21 protein-coding genes are annotated in these 18612 nt (G+C 36.9%); 7 read left to right on the top strand and 14 right to left on the bottom strand.

The features are described 5' to 3' along the window. Positions 1-278 precede the first annotated feature (278 nt). Positions 279-575: a DUF721 domain-containing protein gene (locus tag FNW21_RS14780; RefSeq protein WP_144257526.1), complete on the bottom strand. Its 297-nt coding sequence runs from the start codon at positions 573-575 to the stop codon at positions 279-281. Continuing rightward, positions 556-999, bottom strand: coding sequence for a lipocalin family protein (locus tag FNW21_RS14775; protein ID WP_144257525.1), 444 nt, complete (start codon positions 997-999; stop codon positions 556-558). The genes FNW21_RS14780 and FNW21_RS14775 overlap by 20 nt, the downstream gene beginning before the upstream one ends. Before the next feature lie 157 nt (positions 1000-1156). Here FNW21_RS14775 and FNW21_RS14770 point away from each other — a divergent pair, with 157 nt between their 5' ends. After that, complete coding sequence (locus tag FNW21_RS14770) at positions 1157-2227, top strand: serine hydrolase domain-containing protein (protein ID WP_144257524.1); 1071 nt, start codon at positions 1157-1159, stop codon at positions 2225-2227. Between the two features lie 157 nt (positions 2228-2384). Here the strand turns inward: FNW21_RS14770 and ftsY are convergent, their stop codons facing one another. From ftsY to FNW21_RS14720, 10 genes are all read right to left on the bottom strand, one after another. Beyond that, a complete protein-coding gene (gene ftsY / locus FNW21_RS14765; RefSeq protein WP_144257523.1) occupies positions 2385-3365 on the bottom strand; it encodes a signal recognition particle-docking protein FtsY in 981 nt (326 codons plus the stop codon). 471 nt (positions 3366-3836) lie between these two features. Further along, a complete protein-coding gene (locus tag FNW21_RS14760) occupies positions 3837-3989 on the bottom strand; it encodes a DUF4295 domain-containing protein (protein WP_144257522.1) in 153 nt (50 codons plus the stop codon). 9 nt (positions 3990-3998) lie between these two features. Then, complete coding sequence (rpmG, locus tag FNW21_RS14755; RefSeq protein ID WP_007805817.1) at positions 3999-4181, bottom strand: 50S ribosomal protein L33; 183 nt, start codon at positions 4179-4181, stop codon at positions 3999-4001. 28 nt (positions 4182-4209) lie between these two features. After that, a complete protein-coding gene (gene rpmB, locus FNW21_RS14750) occupies positions 4210-4446 on the bottom strand; it encodes a 50S ribosomal protein L28 (RefSeq protein ID WP_091259039.1) in 237 nt (78 codons plus the stop codon). 71 nt (positions 4447-4517) lie between these two features. Beyond that, positions 4518-5771, bottom strand: a complete 1254-nt coding sequence (locus tag FNW21_RS14745; RefSeq protein ID WP_144257521.1) for a CinA family nicotinamide mononucleotide deamidase-related protein — start codon at positions 5769-5771, stop codon at positions 4518-4520. A 302-nt stretch (positions 5772-6073) separates the two neighbouring features. After that, complete coding sequence (locus FNW21_RS14740) at positions 6074-6418, bottom strand: Hpt domain-containing protein (protein ID WP_144257520.1); 345 nt, start codon at positions 6416-6418, stop codon at positions 6074-6076. Next, entirely contained in the window at positions 6418-7029 is a 612-nt protein-coding gene (locus tag FNW21_RS14735) for a fumarylacetoacetate hydrolase family protein (protein WP_144257519.1), read from the bottom strand. Before FNW21_RS14735 ends, FNW21_RS14740 begins: the two co-directional genes overlap by 1 nt. Before the next feature lie 35 nt (positions 7030-7064). Next, the gene (locus FNW21_RS14730; RefSeq protein WP_144257518.1) at positions 7065-7841 is read right to left on the bottom strand and encodes a 3'-5' exonuclease; all 777 of its coding nucleotides are present in this window, start codon (positions 7839-7841) and stop codon (positions 7065-7067) included. A 329-nt stretch (positions 7842-8170) separates the two neighbouring features. After that, positions 8171-9463: a dihydrolipoamide acetyltransferase family protein gene (locus FNW21_RS14725; protein ID WP_144257517.1), complete on the bottom strand. Its 1293-nt coding sequence runs from the start codon at positions 9461-9463 to the stop codon at positions 8171-8173. A gap of 84 nt (positions 9464-9547) precedes the next feature. Next, a complete protein-coding gene (locus FNW21_RS14720) occupies positions 9548-10720 on the bottom strand; it encodes a glycosyltransferase family 2 protein (RefSeq protein WP_144257516.1) in 1173 nt (390 codons plus the stop codon). A 201-nt stretch (positions 10721-10921) separates the two neighbouring features. Here FNW21_RS14720 and thrS point away from each other — a divergent pair, with 201 nt between their 5' ends. The 4 genes from thrS (at position 10922) to rplT (ending at position 14267) form a co-directional block, all read left to right on the top strand. Beyond that, positions 10922-12868, top strand: coding sequence for a threonine--tRNA ligase (gene thrS, locus FNW21_RS14715; protein ID WP_144257515.1), 1947 nt, complete (start codon positions 10922-10924; stop codon positions 12866-12868). 16 nt (positions 12869-12884) lie between these two features. Next, positions 12885-13442 (top strand): translation initiation factor IF-3, encoded by a 558-nt coding sequence (gene infC, locus FNW21_RS14710; RefSeq protein ID WP_394344695.1) that lies wholly within the window; start codon positions 12885-12887, stop codon positions 13440-13442. 94 nt (positions 13443-13536) lie between these two features. Next, on the top strand, positions 13537-13734 hold the full coding sequence (gene rpmI, locus FNW21_RS14705; RefSeq protein ID WP_022827375.1) for a 50S ribosomal protein L35: 198 nt from the start codon (positions 13537-13539) through the stop codon (positions 13732-13734). A gap of 188 nt (positions 13735-13922) precedes the next feature. Beyond that, positions 13923-14267: a 50S ribosomal protein L20 gene (rplT, locus tag FNW21_RS14700; protein WP_035633036.1), complete on the top strand. Its 345-nt coding sequence runs from the start codon at positions 13923-13925 to the stop codon at positions 14265-14267. Between the two features lie 203 nt (positions 14268-14470). On the opposite strand, the gene FNW21_RS14695 is transcribed toward rplT, so the two are convergent. After that, on the bottom strand, positions 14471-15199 hold the full coding sequence (locus FNW21_RS14695) for a DUF2490 domain-containing protein (protein ID WP_144257513.1): 729 nt from the start codon (positions 15197-15199) through the stop codon (positions 14471-14473). A gap of 231 nt (positions 15200-15430) precedes the next feature. After that, positions 15431-16309 (bottom strand): hypothetical protein, encoded by an 879-nt coding sequence (locus FNW21_RS14690; protein WP_144257512.1) that lies wholly within the window; start codon positions 16307-16309, stop codon positions 15431-15433. A gap of 350 nt (positions 16310-16659) precedes the next feature. On the opposite strand from FNW21_RS14690, the gene FNW21_RS16395 reads away from it, so the two are divergent. After that, positions 16660-16827 carry a hypothetical protein gene (locus FNW21_RS16395; RefSeq protein WP_185963944.1) on the top strand — a complete coding sequence of 56 codons (168 nt, stop codon included), beginning with the start codon at positions 16660-16662 and terminating at the stop codon, positions 16825-16827. A gap of 56 nt (positions 16828-16883) precedes the next feature. After that, on the top strand, positions 16884-18608 hold the full coding sequence (locus FNW21_RS14685) for a tetratricopeptide repeat-containing sensor histidine kinase (protein ID WP_144257511.1): 1725 nt from the start codon (positions 16884-16886) through the stop codon (positions 18606-18608). Positions 18609-18612: the final 4 nt, after the last annotated feature.

Raw genomic sequence — 18612 nt, 5'->3', positions numbered from 1 at the left:
ATAATTTCATAAAAATGGTATATTATTTAGGTAATGCCTAAAAACACAATTCCACTAATTTAGGCGAAGAGCCATTTAAAAATTTGAATTTAAAAATTTGAAGTTTGAAGTATATTTCAAATTTGCTTTTTGAGTTTTGTTATTTAACCCAACCCATTCGAATTTAAAAATTTGAAGTTTGAAGTTTGAAGTTTATTTGAAATTTGCTTTTTGAGTTTTGTTATTTAACCCAACCCATTCGAATTTAAAAATTTGAAATTTGTCTTTTACAAAAATCATTATCTCAAAACAACTTCCTTAACCACATCGCGCTGCAACTCTTCGTTGATCATAGCTATAATTTTGGATTTTCCGTGGCTTAATTCTTCTCGCAAAACGGCCGAAGTAAGCTCAACATACAACGTACTGCCTTTTAAAACTACATTTCGAGTATAACTATTAACGCCATTTCCCATCAAATTTTTCCAAGCCTCTTTAACATCTATTTGATCCATACCCGGTTGCCATTTATTCACTTGAATAATTTGTTTCAGGACATCGCCTACCGTACTTTGATTATTTAGTCTTTTTGCCATTGTCAGTAAGGTTTATAGGCCCCGTTTTTTTATAATGATATTCTTTTTTTTCGGCATTTAACACAACCAATTCGGATGCCGATAACGCTAGTATTTCCTCACTCCACTTTGCATACGGCGTGGCGTAATCCAAAAAAGCAGTATCCGCTGTAAAGCGTACCGTTACTTTTTCCTGTGCGTCATTGACCAAAAAAGTTCCATTTAATTGTGGCAACACTTTTTTTCGGAACCCGGTATTATTTTTGCCTATTTCAAAATAATCATAACTCTCATTCAGTCCATATTCTTTGTCTTTTCCTTGCTCAAAAACTACTTTCTCGATTTCCCAATACCCGTTTAGTTTTGCTACATCAGCTGGTCTAATTTTTTGGGAACACCCCATACATAAAAGGGCGACTAGCACCAAAGTTCCTATTCGTTTCATATCACAATTTCTTTTTTTGGAAGAAAAAAAACCTTGAAAATGGTCTTTATTTCAACTACAAAGTTACGTTTTAATACACCAAAAAAATAAAAAAATGACGGCTCATTAAACTATTTCAAGTATTTTTGGTCTTACCCAAAACCAAAAACCTACTCCTATGTCAAAATCAATACTCTTACTCGTTTTTGCCTTTATATGCGTTCATTGCTCCTCCGATACATCGGAACCAGCACCCACTCCCACCCCAACCGAAGCTCTTTATTTTCCGCCTGTAACAGGAACTGCTTGGGACACCAAAACCATAGCCAGCCTAGGTTGGAATGCCGCAGCTGTACAACCACTTCTGGATTATTTGGCTCTCAAAAACTCAAAAAGCTTTATCATTTTAGTCAACGGGCGCATTGTAATGGAAAATTATTTCAACGGTCATGATGCGAATACCGCATGGTATTGGGCCAGTGCCGGAAAGACATTAACCGCGACAGCTACCGGAATAGCCCAACAAGAAGGCTTGATTAATACTACTAATAAAGTATCCCAATATCTAGGAACGGGCTGGACAAGTGCGCCTATTGCGAAAGAGAATTTAATTACCTGCAAGCATTTGCTTACCATGACATCAGGACTTGATGACAGCACCGATGATGTGACACCAGCAAGCCTAAAATACAAAGCCGATGCTGGAACGCGCTGGGCGTATCACAACGTATATGTAAAACTGCAAGACGTGATTGCGCAAGCGGCTAACCAAACCTGGGAAAGTTATTTTAATACCAAATTGCGAGATAAAATAGGCATGACTGGCGCTTGGATTCAAAAAGACAACAATAGTGTTTACTGGAGTACCACAAGAAGTATGGCTCGTTTTGGGTTGTTGATGTACAACAAAGGTACCTGGGACAAAACCGTGATTGTAAATGAAAACTATTTTACCGAAGCGACCAATACTTCGCAAAGCATCAACCTTGGGTATGGGTATTTGTGGTGGTTGAACGGGAAATCAAGTTACCATTTGCCGCAATCGCAACTCACCTTTCCAGGAAGCATTATTCCTAGTGCTCCTACTGATATGTTTATGGCTTTAGGAAAAAATGACCAAAAAATATACATCATTCCAAGCAAAAAAATGGTGGTCATTAGAATGGGAGAAGCAGCGGATGACGTGAATTTAGCTTTATCGGATTTTGACGAAACACTTTGGACAAAAATTAGTGCTTTGTTTCCCTAATTATCGTGTTCTTCGGAACAAACCCAAGGCAAAAAAAACAACGCCAACAAGAAGCAAAAAGTAATAAATGATAGGATATACCTCTCGGGTTAGGTTTGCCAAAACGAAAGCAACAATGCTAATTAAATAGAGATAAATTGGAGGCGTATTTTTCATTTTATTTAAAAAAACTATCGACAAATTCATACTTATTAAAAACCTGTAAATCCTCAATTCCTTCGCCTACGCCAATGTATTTTACAGGAATTTGAAATTGATCCGAAATCCCTATGACCACGCCGCCTTTGGCCGTGCCGTCTAATTTGGTTACAGCAAGCGCGGTAACTTCGGTAGCAGCAGTAAACTGTTTGGCTTGCTCAAAAGCATTTTGCCCAGTCGAACCATCCAAAACCAATAAAACATCGTGAGGTGCAGCGGCAACGACTTTTTGCATCACTCGTTTCACCTTGGACAATTCATTCATCAAATTAATCTTGTTGTGCAAACGCCCAGCGGTATCAATAATAACAACATCTGCTTGTTGCGCCACCGCTGATTGCAATGTATCAAAAGCAACCGATGCCGGATCACTCCCCATTTCTTGTCTAACAATAGGCACTCCTACTCGATCTGCCCAGATTTGCAATTGGTCAATAGCTGCCGCACGAAAGGTATCGGCTGCACCAAGTACTACATTGTATCCTGCTTTTTTAAACTGATAAGCGAGCTTTCCAATGGTGGTTGTTTTCCCAACGCCATTAACACCTACCACCATCAAAACATAGGGTTTGGTTGCAATAGGCACTACAAATTCCGTTGCGTCACCCGTATTGGACTCGGATAACAAAGCTGCAATTTCTTCTTGTAAAATACCATTGAGTTCTTCAACTCCCAAGTATTTATCTGCAGCAACCCGTTTTTCGATTCGTGTGATTATTTTTAAAGTAGTCGCAACACCTACATCCGATGCTACTAGAATTTCTTCTAAATTATCTAAAACAGCCTCGTCGACTTTTGACTTTCCAGCAACAGCTTTGGTTAGTTTAGTAAAAAAGTTTGTTTTCGTTTTTTCTAAACCTTTATCTAAAGATTGCTTCGTTTGTTCGTTAAAAACTGGCTCTTTTTTCTCTGAAGAAAATATTCTTTTAAAAAAACTCATTGTAAGTTAGAAGTTAGAAGTTAGCGCTTAATGCTACAATAAACTGCATTTTAAAATTTAATATTAGGGCGTTACCACAAGGGTCGGGCTTTTCGTTACAATCTTTTTTGAGGCAAAAAAAGCCTCAAAAAAGGATTTTCACTTCAAACGAAGTTCACTGAACTCCGATGAGAATAAAAACATAGTGAAGTAATCCCTAACGCAAAATGCTGTAATAAAGAGAATTAAACCAAAATTAGAAGTACGTGGACTGCTAAATCTTTAATCATTTTTAAACAAAATTCAAAAAAAGCAACAAAATTTATCGTTTATCTCTTACCCGACTGCCAAAGACAAGAGGAGTCAGGATACTTCCCAGAATTTATGCTGAAATTGAAACCTTCTCGTTTCTTTTTTTTGAAGTTGTAAATATAGAAAATAAAAAAGCTACTTCCGAATGAAAGTAGCTTTTCTATATAATTGTAAAGTTAATTATTTCTTTTTCAAGAATTCATCAACTGCTTCAGGAGACATAATAGATTCAACGAATGTATATGCTCCAGTTTTTGGAGATTTCACCATTTTGATGGCTTTTGATAATCTCTTTGAAGATGTTTGTAACGATGCTACTGTTTTCTTTGCCATGACTAGTTCTTATTTAATTTCTTTATGAACAGTTACACGCTTCAAGATTGGATTAAATTTTTTAATCTCTAATCTGTCTGGAGTATTTTTTTTGTTCTTTGTTGTTATGTATCTTGAAGTTCCTGCAACACCCGTTGTTTTGTGTTCAGTACATTCTAAAATTACCTGGATTCTATTCCCTTTCTTTGCCATCTTGCTATTGTTTTATTTTGGAAAAAGATTATTTAATAAATCCTTCTGCCTGCGCTTTTTTCAAAACTGCAGCTATTCCATTTTTGTTAATTGTTTTTATCGTAGATGCAGCTACTCTTAGAGTAATCCATCTATCTTCTTCTGGAAGATAAAAACGCTTTTTAACTAAGTTAACAGAAAATTTTCTCTTAGTTTTATTCATAGCGTGAGAAACGTTATTTCCTACCATCGCTCTTTTACCTGTAAGGTCACAAACTCTTGACATTATACTTATCTTTTATCGTTATTCAAAATCAGGGTGCAAAGAAAAGAAAAATAAACGGATGAAGCAAAAAATTATACTACATTTTTCAAAATTTCTTTTTGCAGCATTTCTAAACTTTTTATCACAGCTCTATCTATCACTTTTTCACGAGGTTGACCAAAATTGAACTCTTCGACGAGCACCGAATTTGGAGTTGCCAACGCAATAAAAACTGTCCCTACATCGGCAGTGGTCTCCCCCTTTGAAGGACCTGCGTTTCCGGTTGTGGCAATGGCATAATCCGTTTTCATCATTTTCCTGATACTCAAAGCCATATCCGCTGCAACGGCTGCACTTACTACAGAATGTTCCGCTATAAGCGCCTCGGAAATTCCGAGAACATCAATCTTGGCTGCAGTGGCATACGAAACCACACTTCCCTTGAAATAGCTTGAAGCTCCTGCTGCCGCTGTTAATACTTGGGCAATTTTGCCTCCCGTACAACTTTCGGCGGTGGATAGGGTCTTGCCATGTTGTGTAAGCAACTTACCCACAACGACTTCAAGGGTTTCCTCTTGATCAAAACCCACAATAATATCATGAATAATAGCATCTAGCGATTTTATGTTTTGTTCCAACTCTTTTTCGAGTACTTGCTTATCGGTTCCTCTTGCCGAAAGTCGCAATCGCACGCTTCCTGCACTTGGTAAATAGGCTAATTTTATAAACGGAGGCAAGTTGTTTTCCCACGTTTCAATGCGCTCGGCTACCAGACTTTCCCCTTGACCATACGTAAGAATTGTTTTATGAATAATATACGGACGCTGGTATTCCCGAACCACTTTGGGGATAATTTCGTTTTCGACTAAATATTTCATTTCGTAGGGAACGCCCGGTAGCGAAATAAAAACAGTATTTTCCTTTTTTACCCACATGCCTGGCGCAGTGCCTACCTGATTGTGGAGTACGGTACATTTAGAGGGAACAAGTGCTTGGTCTTTGTTGATTTGGGTAATAGTACGTTTGTAAAATCCCTCGATAAGTTGAGTTACGTGCGCCAACACTTTTTGATCTACCACTAATTCATCTTGAAAATAATCGCAAAATGTTTTCTTGGTAATATCGTCTTTTGTTGGTCCCAAACCACCCGTTATAACGACCAAATCTACGGTGTTTTGAAGCTGGGCGAAGGTGTTTAAAATGTGTTCTTTGGAATCCGAAATGGAAATCATTTCGTTGATTTCGACACCAATGCTATCCAATGATTTGGCTATAAATGCCGAGTTGGTATCGACAATTTGCCCTATTAAAATTTCGTCGCCTATGGTAATTATGGTTGCTTTCATTTTTAAATTTTGAATTGGAATTTTTGGGTTTTATGCCACACAATTATACAAACTCATACCTGCTTATTGCCAAAAAAAGGGATAGCTCTTGGATTATTGTACTGGTTACCAAACAGTTTTTTATCACGTGAATGCTGTTTTCCAAAGGGACTGTTTTGGCGCATTGGGTTTGCGTTAGGGATAGTAGTGGCCCTCTTTTTATGGTCTAGCCTGTCAGGGTTTTGAACACTGACAGGCTAGACCATAAAAAAGCGGGAACGGATAGCCCGCCCCGACCTTTTCGGGAGGGGAACGCCCAAATGCTACATATTAAAGTCTTTTTTGATTTCCTTGATGGCTTCCTTGACTTGGTTTTTGACACTTTTGAAGGTTTCCTTAATGTCTTTCTTTTTGCCTTCGGTTTTAGTCCACGCTTCGATTTGTAGGATTTCCTCAAAGGCAACATTCAAGCCCAAAAGGTCGAGGCTTGGTTTTATTTTGTGTGCAAATGAATAGGCGTGCTTGTGATCTTTCTTTTTTATGCCTTCCTTGACTTGCTCTAAATCATCAGGAACTTCGGTCACAAAAAGCGTGAGAATCTCTTTTACAAATTCAGGATCATTGTCTGAAATCGCGTATACTTTGGATAAATTGTATTTTAATGCCATTATTTTACTTGTATTCTAAATAGTTTTTGTCCTTCTAAAAATCCTTCTAAAACGTCCTCTGGCTGAACCGCCGCAACACCTGCGGGCGTTCCTGTAAAAATAATATCGCCAATTTTAAGGGTGAAATACTGCGAAACATAGGCAATGAGTTCGTCTACGGTCCACAACATGGTATTTGTATTTCCTTTTTGAACGGTTTTATTATTGTTCGTTAACTCAAATGTAATATTTTCTAGTGAACTAAATTGGCTTTTGGGCAAAAAATCTCCAATAACTGCCGAGCCATCAAAGGCTTTGGCTATTTCCCACGGGAGTCCTTTGTTTTTTAATTTATCTTGCAAATCACGAGCGGTAAAATCGATTCCTACACTTATTTCGTCGTAATATTTGTGGGCAAATTTAGCGTCTATGTATTTTCCAACTTTATTGATTTTGACAATAAGTTCGATTTCATGCTGCACCTCATTCGAGAATTCAGGAATCACAAAGGGATGCTGTTTAAGCAAAACTGCCGAATCAGGTTTCATAAAAACTACTGGTTCCGTAGGACGCTCGTTGTGCAACTCTTCGATATGATTGGCATAATTTCTGCCGATACAGATGATTTTCATATTTCTAGTTTTTTTTTTAAATACTAAACAAATGCTTACTGATTCTTTGTATTTAGTTTTCGTAATTTAATGGCCGTCAATACTTTCTTGGTGTACAAGGGAAAATCGGCATTTTGAATCCAGCTGAAATAACCCGGTTCAGTTTCTAATACTTTATCGACTTTTACACCTTTGTGTTTTCCGAAAGTAAAAATTTCCTGATTGTCTTTGTCAAAAGCGATCATACCCGCAAAATCAGCAATTTTTTTTCGGGTTGTGAATTCCGAGAGGGATTTCATATCGTTTTCTAGTTCAGGATAGCGATCCAGTTGGGCTTTTAGTATTTCGTAAGTCGCCATGGTATCCGCTTCGGCAGAATGTGCATTTTCTAGGTTTTTGCCACAATAAAATTTAAGTGCTGCGCTTAAGGTTCGCTCTTCCATTTTATGAAAAACGGTTTGCACATCGACAGAAACCCTTCCTTTCATGTCAAAATCTACTCCGGCACGCAATAACTCTTCGGCCAATAGTGGAATATCAAAACGATCCGAGTTGAAACCAGCCAAATCCGAATCTTTAATCATGGTATAGACTTGCGAAGCCAATGCGGCAAAGGTAGGTTCGTTTGCCACTTTCTCGTCCGTGATTCCGTGTACCGCTGTAGTGACTGCTGGGATAGGAATAGTAGGATTTACCAACCATGTTTTACTTTCTTTATTTCCGTTTGGAAAAACTTTGAATATCGATATTTCTACAATTCTATCTTTTCCGATGTCGATTCCAGTGGTTTCCAAATCGAAAAAACAGATGGGTCTGTTGAGCTTAAGTTCCATTTTTTATTTTTAAAAGTCTACAAATATACTAGATTTGAGTTGAATTTAGCAGACCGTTTTTATTGAAGTGATTTAGACTTTTTCCATTTGCTAAAAAAATGGTTTTTTGCACCTAATTGCGGCCTTTTTTTCGTTCCGTAGCCCAGCTATGCATCTAAAAAAAGGCTACAATTAGGCACAAAATCCTAAATTTTCGCTTAAATGCAAAAAGTCTAAATCACTTCATTTTAAAATCGCCCGAAATTTTGCTTTTTGGGATAAAAAAAAATCCTTTCCTCATTTTTAAAATGACAAAAGGATTGTATTATAATTGGTGCGTTTCTTTTTTTTTAAAAATCGGTATTCACATCAAAAGCTTCTAGGTATTCGGCCACACGTTTTACAAAACTACCACCCAAAGCGCCATCGACAACGCGATGATCGTAGCTGTGTGACAAAAACATTTTTTGACGAATGCCTATAAAATCACCTTCGGGAGTTTCGATAACCGCTGGCATTTTACGTATGGCACCCAAAGCCAAAATCCCAACTTGCGGTTGATTGATGATTGGCGTCCCAAAAACACTACCAAAAGTGCCCACATTCGTAACCGTATAGGTACCACCCTGTGTGTCATCTGGTTTTAACTTTCCTGCTTTGGCTCTTCCGCCTAAATCGTTTACCGCTTTTGCCATACCTACTAAATTGAGTTGATCGGCATTTTTTATAACAGGTACAATCAAGTTTCCGTTTGGCAACGAAGCCGCCATTCCGAGATTGATATTTTTCTTTTTGATAATAAAATCGCCTTCTACGGAGATGTTCATGCCAGGGAAATCCTTCAAAGCTTTGGCAACAGCCTGCATAAAAATAGGAGTATAAGTCAATTTTTCGCCTTCTCGTTTTTCAAAAGCTACTTTTACTTTGTCACGCCATTTTACAATATTAGTCACATCAACTTCGATAAAGGATTGCACGTGTGCTGATGTTTGCAAAGACGCCACCATATAGCCCGAAATGAGCTTGCGCATACGGTCCATTTCTATAATTTCGTCGCCACCACTTATGGAAACGGGTGCTGGTTTTATAGCAATTGGCGCAGGGTTTTGGGCTTTAGCCACTTGTTGAGTAACACTTGGTATATTTCGTTTTTCAACGTAGTCTAAAATATCATTTTTGGTCACTCTTCCCTCTTTTCCAGTTCCAATTATGGCTTGCAATTCGGCTATAGAAACGCCTTCGGCAGCAGCGATATTTTTCACTAAAGGCGATAAGAATTTTTCAGAATCAGAAAAATCAGTTGGAATCGCAACCGTTTCTTTGATTAATTCAATGGTTTTTTCGATCGTAGCCACTACTTCTGGCGTAGCGATTTCAGTTTTGGATTCGGCAACAGCCAAAGCATCCGTCTCAATAATAGCAATGGTTTGTCCTACTTGAACCAAATCATCTTTGCCAAACAATTGTTCGACCAAAATTCCTGAAACTTCACTAGGTACTTCGCTATCCACTTTATCCGTGGCAATTTCGAGTACCGCTTCATCGGCTTCAATGGTATCGCCAACGGCTTTTAACCAACTGGTAATTGTTGCTTCTGCAACACTTTCTCCCATTTTTGGAAGTTTCAATTCAAATCTTGCCATATCTTTAAACTAAAATTGTTTTTTATTGTTTCGCCTGCAAAATTAGCATTTAATCCGAATTAAAATTACATAATACGCAATTTTTTACTCGATTTTGATAATTTCTCCACGGTCATTACTGCTATTACTACCAATCATAAAACGGGATGATTTGGGTATTATTTTAAACGTATAATACGATGCTGCTTTTGTATTGGTGTATTTCTCTAAAAAAGAGATGCATTCTTGGAATGAAAAACTAGCAGCGTCCAAGATAATTTCAATGTGTTTCCCTTTCAAATCGGGTTGCAAAATTAACCAATTTTCAGCAATTTTTGTTTCCCAATGCACCTTTTTTTGGAGCTGTTTTTCTATTTTATTTTTCAAGGCTACGTTCGTCGAAAACAGCAGGTATTCCTCGGGATTACTATGAAGTGCATTCGTTTGGTTTTTCTTGGCAAAAGCAAAAAAGAAAGCCCCTATTTTCATAAAAAAGTCAAAGAATAAGCTCACTCGAAAATGCTTTTTGTAAAAAAAATTCATAGCCTCCTGAAAGCGTTTCAGGTACGTACCGTCTTTTATGGTACTCTCGCCTTTGTAGTGAATGACAGTTGTTTCATGAAAATAATAATTGGATTTCCCCTTTTGCAAAACCATATACGACAAATCAATATCATCCGAATACATGAAACAATTTTCATCAAAACCGCCCACTTCAAGATACAAATCCCGTTTCATAACCACAAAAGCACCCACCAGAATGGCGACTTTTCCGGTTTGATTTTCCTGTAAATGAGAAGCGTAATAGCAACCAAATGCTTTTACTTTTGGAAAAAAAGCATACAAACCCATAATTTTAGTAAAAGCGACAAAAGGAGTGGGAACACCGCGCTTGCTTTCGGGTAGAAATTTACCCGTTCCATCAATGAGTTTCACGCCTACAATACCCAAGTTTTGTTGCTTTTGGGCAAAATCCAACACTTTGACAAAAGTATTCTCGGCAACAACCGTGTCGGGGTTGAGAATGCAAATGTATTCACCTTGCGCTTGAGCTACGCCAATGTTATTGCCTTTAGGGAAACCTACATTGTCCTTGTTTTGAATATAGGTAATTGCTGGAAAACGGCTTTTCATCATGGTAGCACTTGCGTCTACAGAGTTGTTGTCGACTACAATAATTTCGGCATCCAGGTTTTCGAGTGCGCTTTGAACACTTTCAACGCAAAGTTCTAAAAAATGACAAACGTTATAATTGAGTATAATTACAGATAATTGCATGGAACAAATATAAGAATTTGAACTATTGAAAAAAGTATTTCGAAAGCTTTCCCGAGCAATTGCTGTACAAAGCAAGCAAAGCAATTACTCGTGACTGAAAATACGTTTCTAGTTTTACAACAACAGCGCAACAAACCTTACCTATATATTGTATGTGTTTTTATAAACGTTTATATTTGCACTCATAAAATAAATAAAACAATGATTAAGATTACTTTACCCGATGGGTCAGTTAGAGAGTTTGCCCCTGGGATTAGTCCTATGGATGTTGCAAAAAGCATTAGTGAAGGATTTGCTAGAAATGTGATTTCGGCTTCTTTTGATGGTACAACCATTGAAACTTCAACTCCCTTGACCACGGATGGTACGCTAATTTTATACACTTGGAATGATGCCGATGGCAAGAAAGCCTTTTGGCATTCGACTTCGCATGTTATGGCACAGGTACTCGAGGAACTATATCCTGGAATTAAATTAACACTTGGACCCGCTATTGCTAATGGTTTTTATTATGATGTTGATTTTGAAGATCAAAAAATAACCGATGCCGATTTTAAGAAAATCGAAGACCGAGTTCTTGAAATTTCAAGAGGCAAACACGAATTCAAGTTGCGTCCTGTGACAAAAGCCGAAGCATTAGCATTATACAAAGACAATGTTTATAAAACCGAATTAATAACCAACCTAGAGGACGGAACAATCACTTTTTGTGATCACGACACCTTTACGGATTTGTGTCGCGGTGGACATATTCCTAACACTGGAATTATCAAAGCGATGAAAATCATGAGTGTCGCAGGTGCTTACTGGCGTGGTGATGAAAAAAACAAGCAATTGACTCGCGTTTACGGAACCTCTTTCCCAAAACAAAAAGACTTAACTGAATACCTAGAATTACTCGAAGAAGCGAAACGTCGTGACCACAGAAAACTAGGAAAAGAATTAGAATTGTTTGCATTCTCGCAAAAAGTGGGCGCTGGTTTGCCTTTATGGTTGCCAAAAGGGGCTGCCTTGAGAGATCGATTGGAACAGTTTTTGAAAAAAGCACAAAAAAAAGGAGGCTATGAGCAAGTAGTAACGCCACATATTGGTCAAAAAGAATTGTATGTTACCTCTGGTCATTATGCTAAATACGGCGCCGATAGTTTTCAACCCATAAGCACTCCTGCCGAAGGCGAAGAATTCTTGTTGAAACCAATGAATTGCCCACATCACTGTGAAATTTACAACGTAAGACCTTGGTCATATAAAGATTTACCTAAACGTTATGCTGAATTTGGAACCGTTTACCGCTACGAACAAAGTGGCGAATTGCACGGTTTGACTCGTGTTCGCGGCTTTACGCAAGACGATGCGCATATTTTTTGTACGCCAGAACAACTGGACGAAGAGTTCAAAAAAGTAATTGACTTGGTGTTGTATGTTTTTGGTTCTTTAGGATTTGAAAACTTTACGGCTCAAATTTCGTTACGAGACAAAGAAAACAGAGACAAATACATAGGTTCTGATGAAAATTGGGAAAAAGCCGAAAACGCCATCATCAATGCTGCTGCTGACAAAGGATTGAATACCGTTGTGGAATATGGAGAGGCCGCTTTTTACGGACCAAAACTAGATTTCATGGTCAAAGACGCCTTGGGAAGACAATGGCAATTAGGTACTATTCAAGTCGATTACAACTTGCCAGAGCGTTTTGATTTAACCTACAAAGGTTCAGATAATGAATTGCACAGACCAGTAATGATTCACCGTGCACCGTTTGGATCTATGGAGCGTTTTATTGCTATTTTATTGGAACACACAGCAGGAAATTTCCCGCTTTGGCTAATGCCAGAACAAGCTATAATCTTGTGTTTGAGTGAGAAATATGAAATATATGCAAAAAAAGTTTTAAGTCTGCTAGAAAATCACGAAATTCGCGCCCTTGTAGACAATAGAAACGAAACAATAGGGAAGAAAATTAGAGATGCCGAAATGCAAAAAACCCCGTTTATGTTGATTGTAGGTGAGGAAGAAGAGAAAAACGGAACCATTTCTATACGTCGTCACGGACAAGAAGGAAAAGGAAACATCAGCGTTACAATTGAGGAATTTGCTGCCATTGTAAACGAGGAAATCAGCAAAACATTAAAAGTATTTACAGTTTAACTTAAATTATAAAGTCATAGCAATAAGAAGCAACAGAGGTTATCAACCTCGCGTAGAAAAAAAGGATGCCCACAGAATAAACAATCTTATTCGTGGCATACAAGAAGTGAGATTAGTAGGTGAAAACATCGAACCAGGTGTTTTTAAACTTGCCGAAGCATTGCGATTAGCCGACCAATTCGAATTGGATTTGGTTGAAATTTCGCCTAATGCAGAGCCACCCGTTTGTAAAATAATGGATTACAAGAAATTTGTTTACGAACAAAAGAAACGGGATAAAGTGCTTAAAGCAAAATCTACTCAAGTTGTTGTCAAAGAAATTCGTTTTGGCCCACAAACTGATGAGCATGATTATGAATTTAAACGAAAAAATGCCGAGAAATTCTTAAAAGAAGGAGCGAAATTAAAAGCGTTTGTTTTCTTTAAAGGACGTTCGATTATCTATAAAGATCAAGGTCAAATCTTATTATTGAGACTAGCCACAGATCTTGAGGAATTTGGAAAAGTAGAAGCCATGCCCGTTCTTGAAGGAAAAAGAATGATCATGTTTATTGCTCCAAAGAAGAAAAAATAAGTTTTTGGCTTTTAGCTAATAGCCAAAAGCTAACGGCCAGAAGCTAATAGCTAAAAAATAAGTAAGTAAGAATAAATTAAAACACTAGGAAAAAATGCCTAAAATGAAAACCAAATCTAGCGCCAAGAAACGTTTTAAAGTTACTGGTTCTGGAAAGATTAAAAGAAAGCATGCTTTTAAAAGTCATATTTTGACTAAAAAATCTAAAAAACGTAAATTAGCTTTGACACATTCAGCGCTAGTTCACAAAACAGATATGAAAAGCATCAAACAACAATTAAGAATTATATAATTAATTGTAAATTTTGAATTGTGAATTATTAATGACTCAAATTTGTCGCTCATTTATAATTTATAATTTATAATTTATAATTTTTTAAAAATTTCTTTAGGTTAAAAAAAATTCAATAACCTTGGAGTATGGCTTTTAAGTTCCTTTGATTCAATTCAGGACGCCTGCTACAAAAACACATCAAAATTATGCCAAGATCGGTAAATTCAGTTGCTAAAAGAGCAAGAAGAAAAAAAATAATGAAGCAAGCCAAAGGTTTCTTTGGTAGACGTAAAAACGTTTGGACAGTTGCAAAAAATGCGGTAGAGAAAGCCATGTGCTACGCTTACCGTGATAGAAAAGTGAATAAAAGAAATTTCCGTGCTTTATGGATTCAACGTATCAACGCTGGAGCTAGATTGGAAGGAATGTCTTATTCCCAATTCATGGGAAAAGTAAAAGCGAACGGAATCGAATTGAACCGTAAAGTTCTTGCCGATTTAGCGATGAATCACCCAGAAGCTTTCAAAGCAGTACTGAACAAAGTAAAATAAACGTTTTATAAACTCAATTTAGATTACTTACTTATATAAAGAACCCCATTTGCAAACGTAAATGGGGTTTTTTAGTTTCTATTTCATTGGTATTTAGGGTGTGGCACATTACATTTCACGCACACTATTCTACAAATAACAAATTTTCTTTTAAAGAAATGAAATTTGTCATGCACCATTTTAAACAACCCAATGACAACCCCTTATTTCAAACTGGTATTGTAATAGAAAAACAATCGAATGGTATGATTGGAATCGTATTGATAGCCTGAATATTTTTGTTGGTACACATTCATGTATCCAAAATCAAAACTCAATTTTGGGTTTATCACTTGCTTTATCCCCACAAAAATTCGGTTTTGATCAAAGGTATTGTAAACCACTTCTTTTCCGAAATTAATAAAAATCTCATCAGAAATAACGAGGGAAGGCATTGTTTTTTTCTTAAAAACAGGAATGGTAAAACTCAATGAATATCGCAATCTATCTGTAAAACGAGTATCATTTTTCTCGTCATTTACCATTTTATCCTGCCATCGTTGTTCGTTACGTATGCGTTGCGAGACGCTTATGGAGCCCATTTTGGACAGCAACTGCACTTGTTGGTAAATTCGATCTTCATTGGCAAAGGTGTTCCACTCGGATTTAGTTGGTGCTAACCATACGTGTGCATATCCAAGTGCAAAGGTCAGTTTGGGATTTACAGTATAACTTGCCGCTCCCCTAACCAGATAAAAACTATCCTCACTCACAAAATCATTCCTACGGATATGAAAATCCGTTAACAATCCCCAATGTTCATTGAATTTAATCGTATTGTTCCAACTTATCCAAGATTGTACTTGGCTATTGACTTCTTTCTCGGTATGTGTTTGTCCAATTGCTACTAATGGCAATAGAACAAACAACCATTTAAAACTATTTTTAAACATAATTTCATTTTTTAATTACTAGGCTGTACGATTGTTTTAAAAAAAGAATTAAGAAGCTCAAGGATCCTATTAAGCTATCATAATCTTCTTTTTACAACCATTTGACACAATAAATTTACGCCTTTTTTAGCTTTTATTCCCTTAAAAAACGGGATTAAACAGCCTTAACAAAAGCATTTTAAGGATTCAAACGTTATCGTTAACAACTAAAATTAGCAGGCTATTTCGAAGCTAAAGACATGATTTAGGGCAGTACTTTTTTTTGATGTAAGGCGTAATTTTTTTTAAAGTTTCCTCCGTAATGGGATGCACTCCTGGCTGATTAAAAAAATCATAAGCTCCCGTTTGAGGATTTTTTGCATACCAAACTAGGGGTTGGCTTTTTAATCCATTTTTAAAAAAAGTAGTCGTATCGCAAATTTTGATTTTCTGGAAATGCTCTAGAACAAATGGATTGATTGGTTTTACTGCTTTTTTATCGGTCACGTTTTCATAAACAACTGCCTCATAATGATCCTTAACCCAAATCATTCCATTGTTATCTGGATAATAAATTCTCTTGATGCCAAAACCCAACAATGCCAGCAGCAATAGCGAGCCAAGGCCAATAACCAATTGCTCTTTGAAAGAGAACCTTTTTGTAACAACAAAACCTTCAGCATGCTTTTGGGAATCTGATTTAGTAAAATTACCCGTACCGCTATCCAATTCTTCCTCTTGTAACTCCTCCACAAAATTCACTTTTACATCCCCATTTGTATTTCGGAATTTCAAATACGGTCTGGGATGAAAATCAACCAAAACAGCCATAAGATTCAGACTATCGAGCTGACTGCAATCGGTGTTTTTTAGTAAAAAATTACGAAAGGGACGAAACCTATCGGTATCACAATTCTTGATTTGAGTGATGTTGTCCATTCCTTCTTTAAAAACAAAAAACCGATTAAAAATCCCCTCATCAACGGCATTCGTATTGGTTTCAAACCTCAAAAGGGTCAGTCTTTTGATTTTGGCAGGCGAAGGATTCGTAAAAAAATCAGCATTATTTCCTGATTTTTCTATTTCAAATTTGGCTTTTATAGCTTTTTGATACGCAGCGATGCTATTCATAAAAAAACATTTTTTGGAATTAGTCGGAATTCATTGGAACAACTGGAAACCATCGGAATGATTGGAATTCAGTGGGATTGCTTACTTAAAAACCACCTTCCTTTGCTCCAGAAATAGTTCTTGTTTTGAATTGCAATCAAAGCAAATGTACGAAACTAGTTCTAAAAAAGTGTTGCTAAACAAGGATCGTCAGTTTATTCGGGAAGTATAAATTTTACGATTCTGTTTTAGCGCACTTCACTTCCCACAAATAAAATTCACAAGTCACAATTCGTTTGGCGCATTCCCAGAAGGATTCGATTTCAGTATCGAACAGCCCAACGCATGCCTAATTTTTAAAACCCAATAAAATGAAAAAAGTATTCTTGATTGCCCTATTTTTCGTTGCGAATACCGCAATGACATCCTGTACTGCTGACGATACAGCCACTACAAAAAACACTGCCAAAGAGGTAAAAGCAGACGCCCCAGGTGACGGCACAATAAGTCCAACTCCTACGACACCCCCAAAACCTTAATGTAAAAGTTAGCCCCATAATTTTTATGTTCTAGCTAATTTTAGTATTTTCGGGAAATGATACTCAAAAAGTTTCTTTTCCCGATTTTTGTTATAGTCCTACTCGTTGTCCTTTCTTTGCATTCTTGCCAAAAAGAGACATCAAAAACGACTACAATAAAATCCAATTATTCGTATAGTACTGTTATAGAACTAGCCGAAAAGCAGTATTATAAACAGCAATTTGATAGTGCTTTTTATAATTACAATGTTATAAAATCCAATAGTAATCCCGCTAAAGACAAAGCCAAAATAATTTATGCGCTTATAAAAATGGCGTATATTCAGCAAGTTCAGGGCGATTACAGCGGTAGTGAAACCACCGCTACAGAAGCCATTACCTACTTTGACAAAACCACAGAACCCGCCTATAAAACTGCCATTTACAATCAGTTGGCTGGCAATTATCAAAATTTATTTGATTATAAAGCGGCCATACAACAGTACCAACTGGCACTCCAACTGGCCACAAATGATTTGCAAAAATCGATTGTAAAAAACAATATTGCCGTAATTTACATCAACCAAAAAAAGTATCCAAAAGCCTTTGCGCTACTCGAACCTTTGATTTTGAGAAAAGAAATTTTGGATAATGATGAAAAATTCGCTTTGGTGCTTGACAATCTTGGTTTTTGCTATTTTAAAGTGAATAATCCCAAAAGTATTCCCTACTTGCAGAACGCCTTACGCCTTCGGGAAAAAATACAAGATACCAATGGCGAAGTGTCTAGCTACCTGAATTTGGCTGCTGTTTATTCAGGTGTAAATAGCGTTCAAGCCAGTAAATATGCCCGTTTGGCGTATCAAAAAGCAACTCCTATACATAGCGTAGACGACCGCTTGAAAGCATTAGAATTACTTATTAAAAACAATTCCCAAACAGCATCCAAGTCATTTTCGGTAGTGTATTTTGCACTTAACGACAGTATTAAAATTGTTCGGCAAAAAGCCAAAAATCAATTTGCCAAAATTCGATACGATGCGACGAAAGAAAAAAATGAAAACTTAACCCTAAAAGCCCAAAAAGCGACCAACGCATTAGAATTAGAACAGCAAAAAAACAGTACGCTTTTTATGTATTTCTTGAGTGCACTTGCTTTTTTGTTGTTGTTATTTGTGTATTATTTTTGGAAAACCAAAAACAAAAAAGACCAAATTAAAACGGCTTACTGCACCGAAACTCGGATTTCCAAAAAACTCCATGACGAACTTGCCAATGATGTTTTTCATACCATGGCTTTTGCCGAAACCCAAGATTTATCGACTGCCGAAAACAAGGAATTGTTGCTTCAAAATTTAGAAACCATTTATTCCAGAACCCGAAACATCTCCAAAGAAAATAGCAGTATCGAAACCGGCATCCATTTTTTACCCAACCTTACCGAAATGCTTTCTAGTTTTAACAGCCATCAGGTTAACGTGATCCTGAAAGACAGTGATACTATTGCGTGGGAAACGGTCGAAAGCAACAAGAAAATAACCGTTTACAGGGTGCTCCAAGAGCTGCTCGTAAACATGAAAAAGCATAGTAAATGCAGTTTAGTAATTATTTCTTTTGAAAAAAACGAAAAAAATATCGACATCGAATTCAAGGATAACGGGGTTGGAGCCGATTTAGGTTCCATGAATATGAAAAACGGTCTTCAAAATATGGAAAACCGTATACTAGCTATCGAAGGAACCATTACCTTTGAAACGGCATCCAACAAAGGATTCAAAGTGTATTTTAATTTTCCAAAATAATAAT

Origin of the sequence: Flavobacterium restrictum (assembly GCF_007097245.1) — a bacterium.
Classification (GTDB): domain Bacteria; phylum Bacteroidota; class Bacteroidia; order Flavobacteriales; family Flavobacteriaceae; genus Flavobacterium; species Flavobacterium restrictum.
Note: the sequence above shows the minus strand (reverse complement) of the source record. Positions and strands in the feature narration are given on the sequence as shown.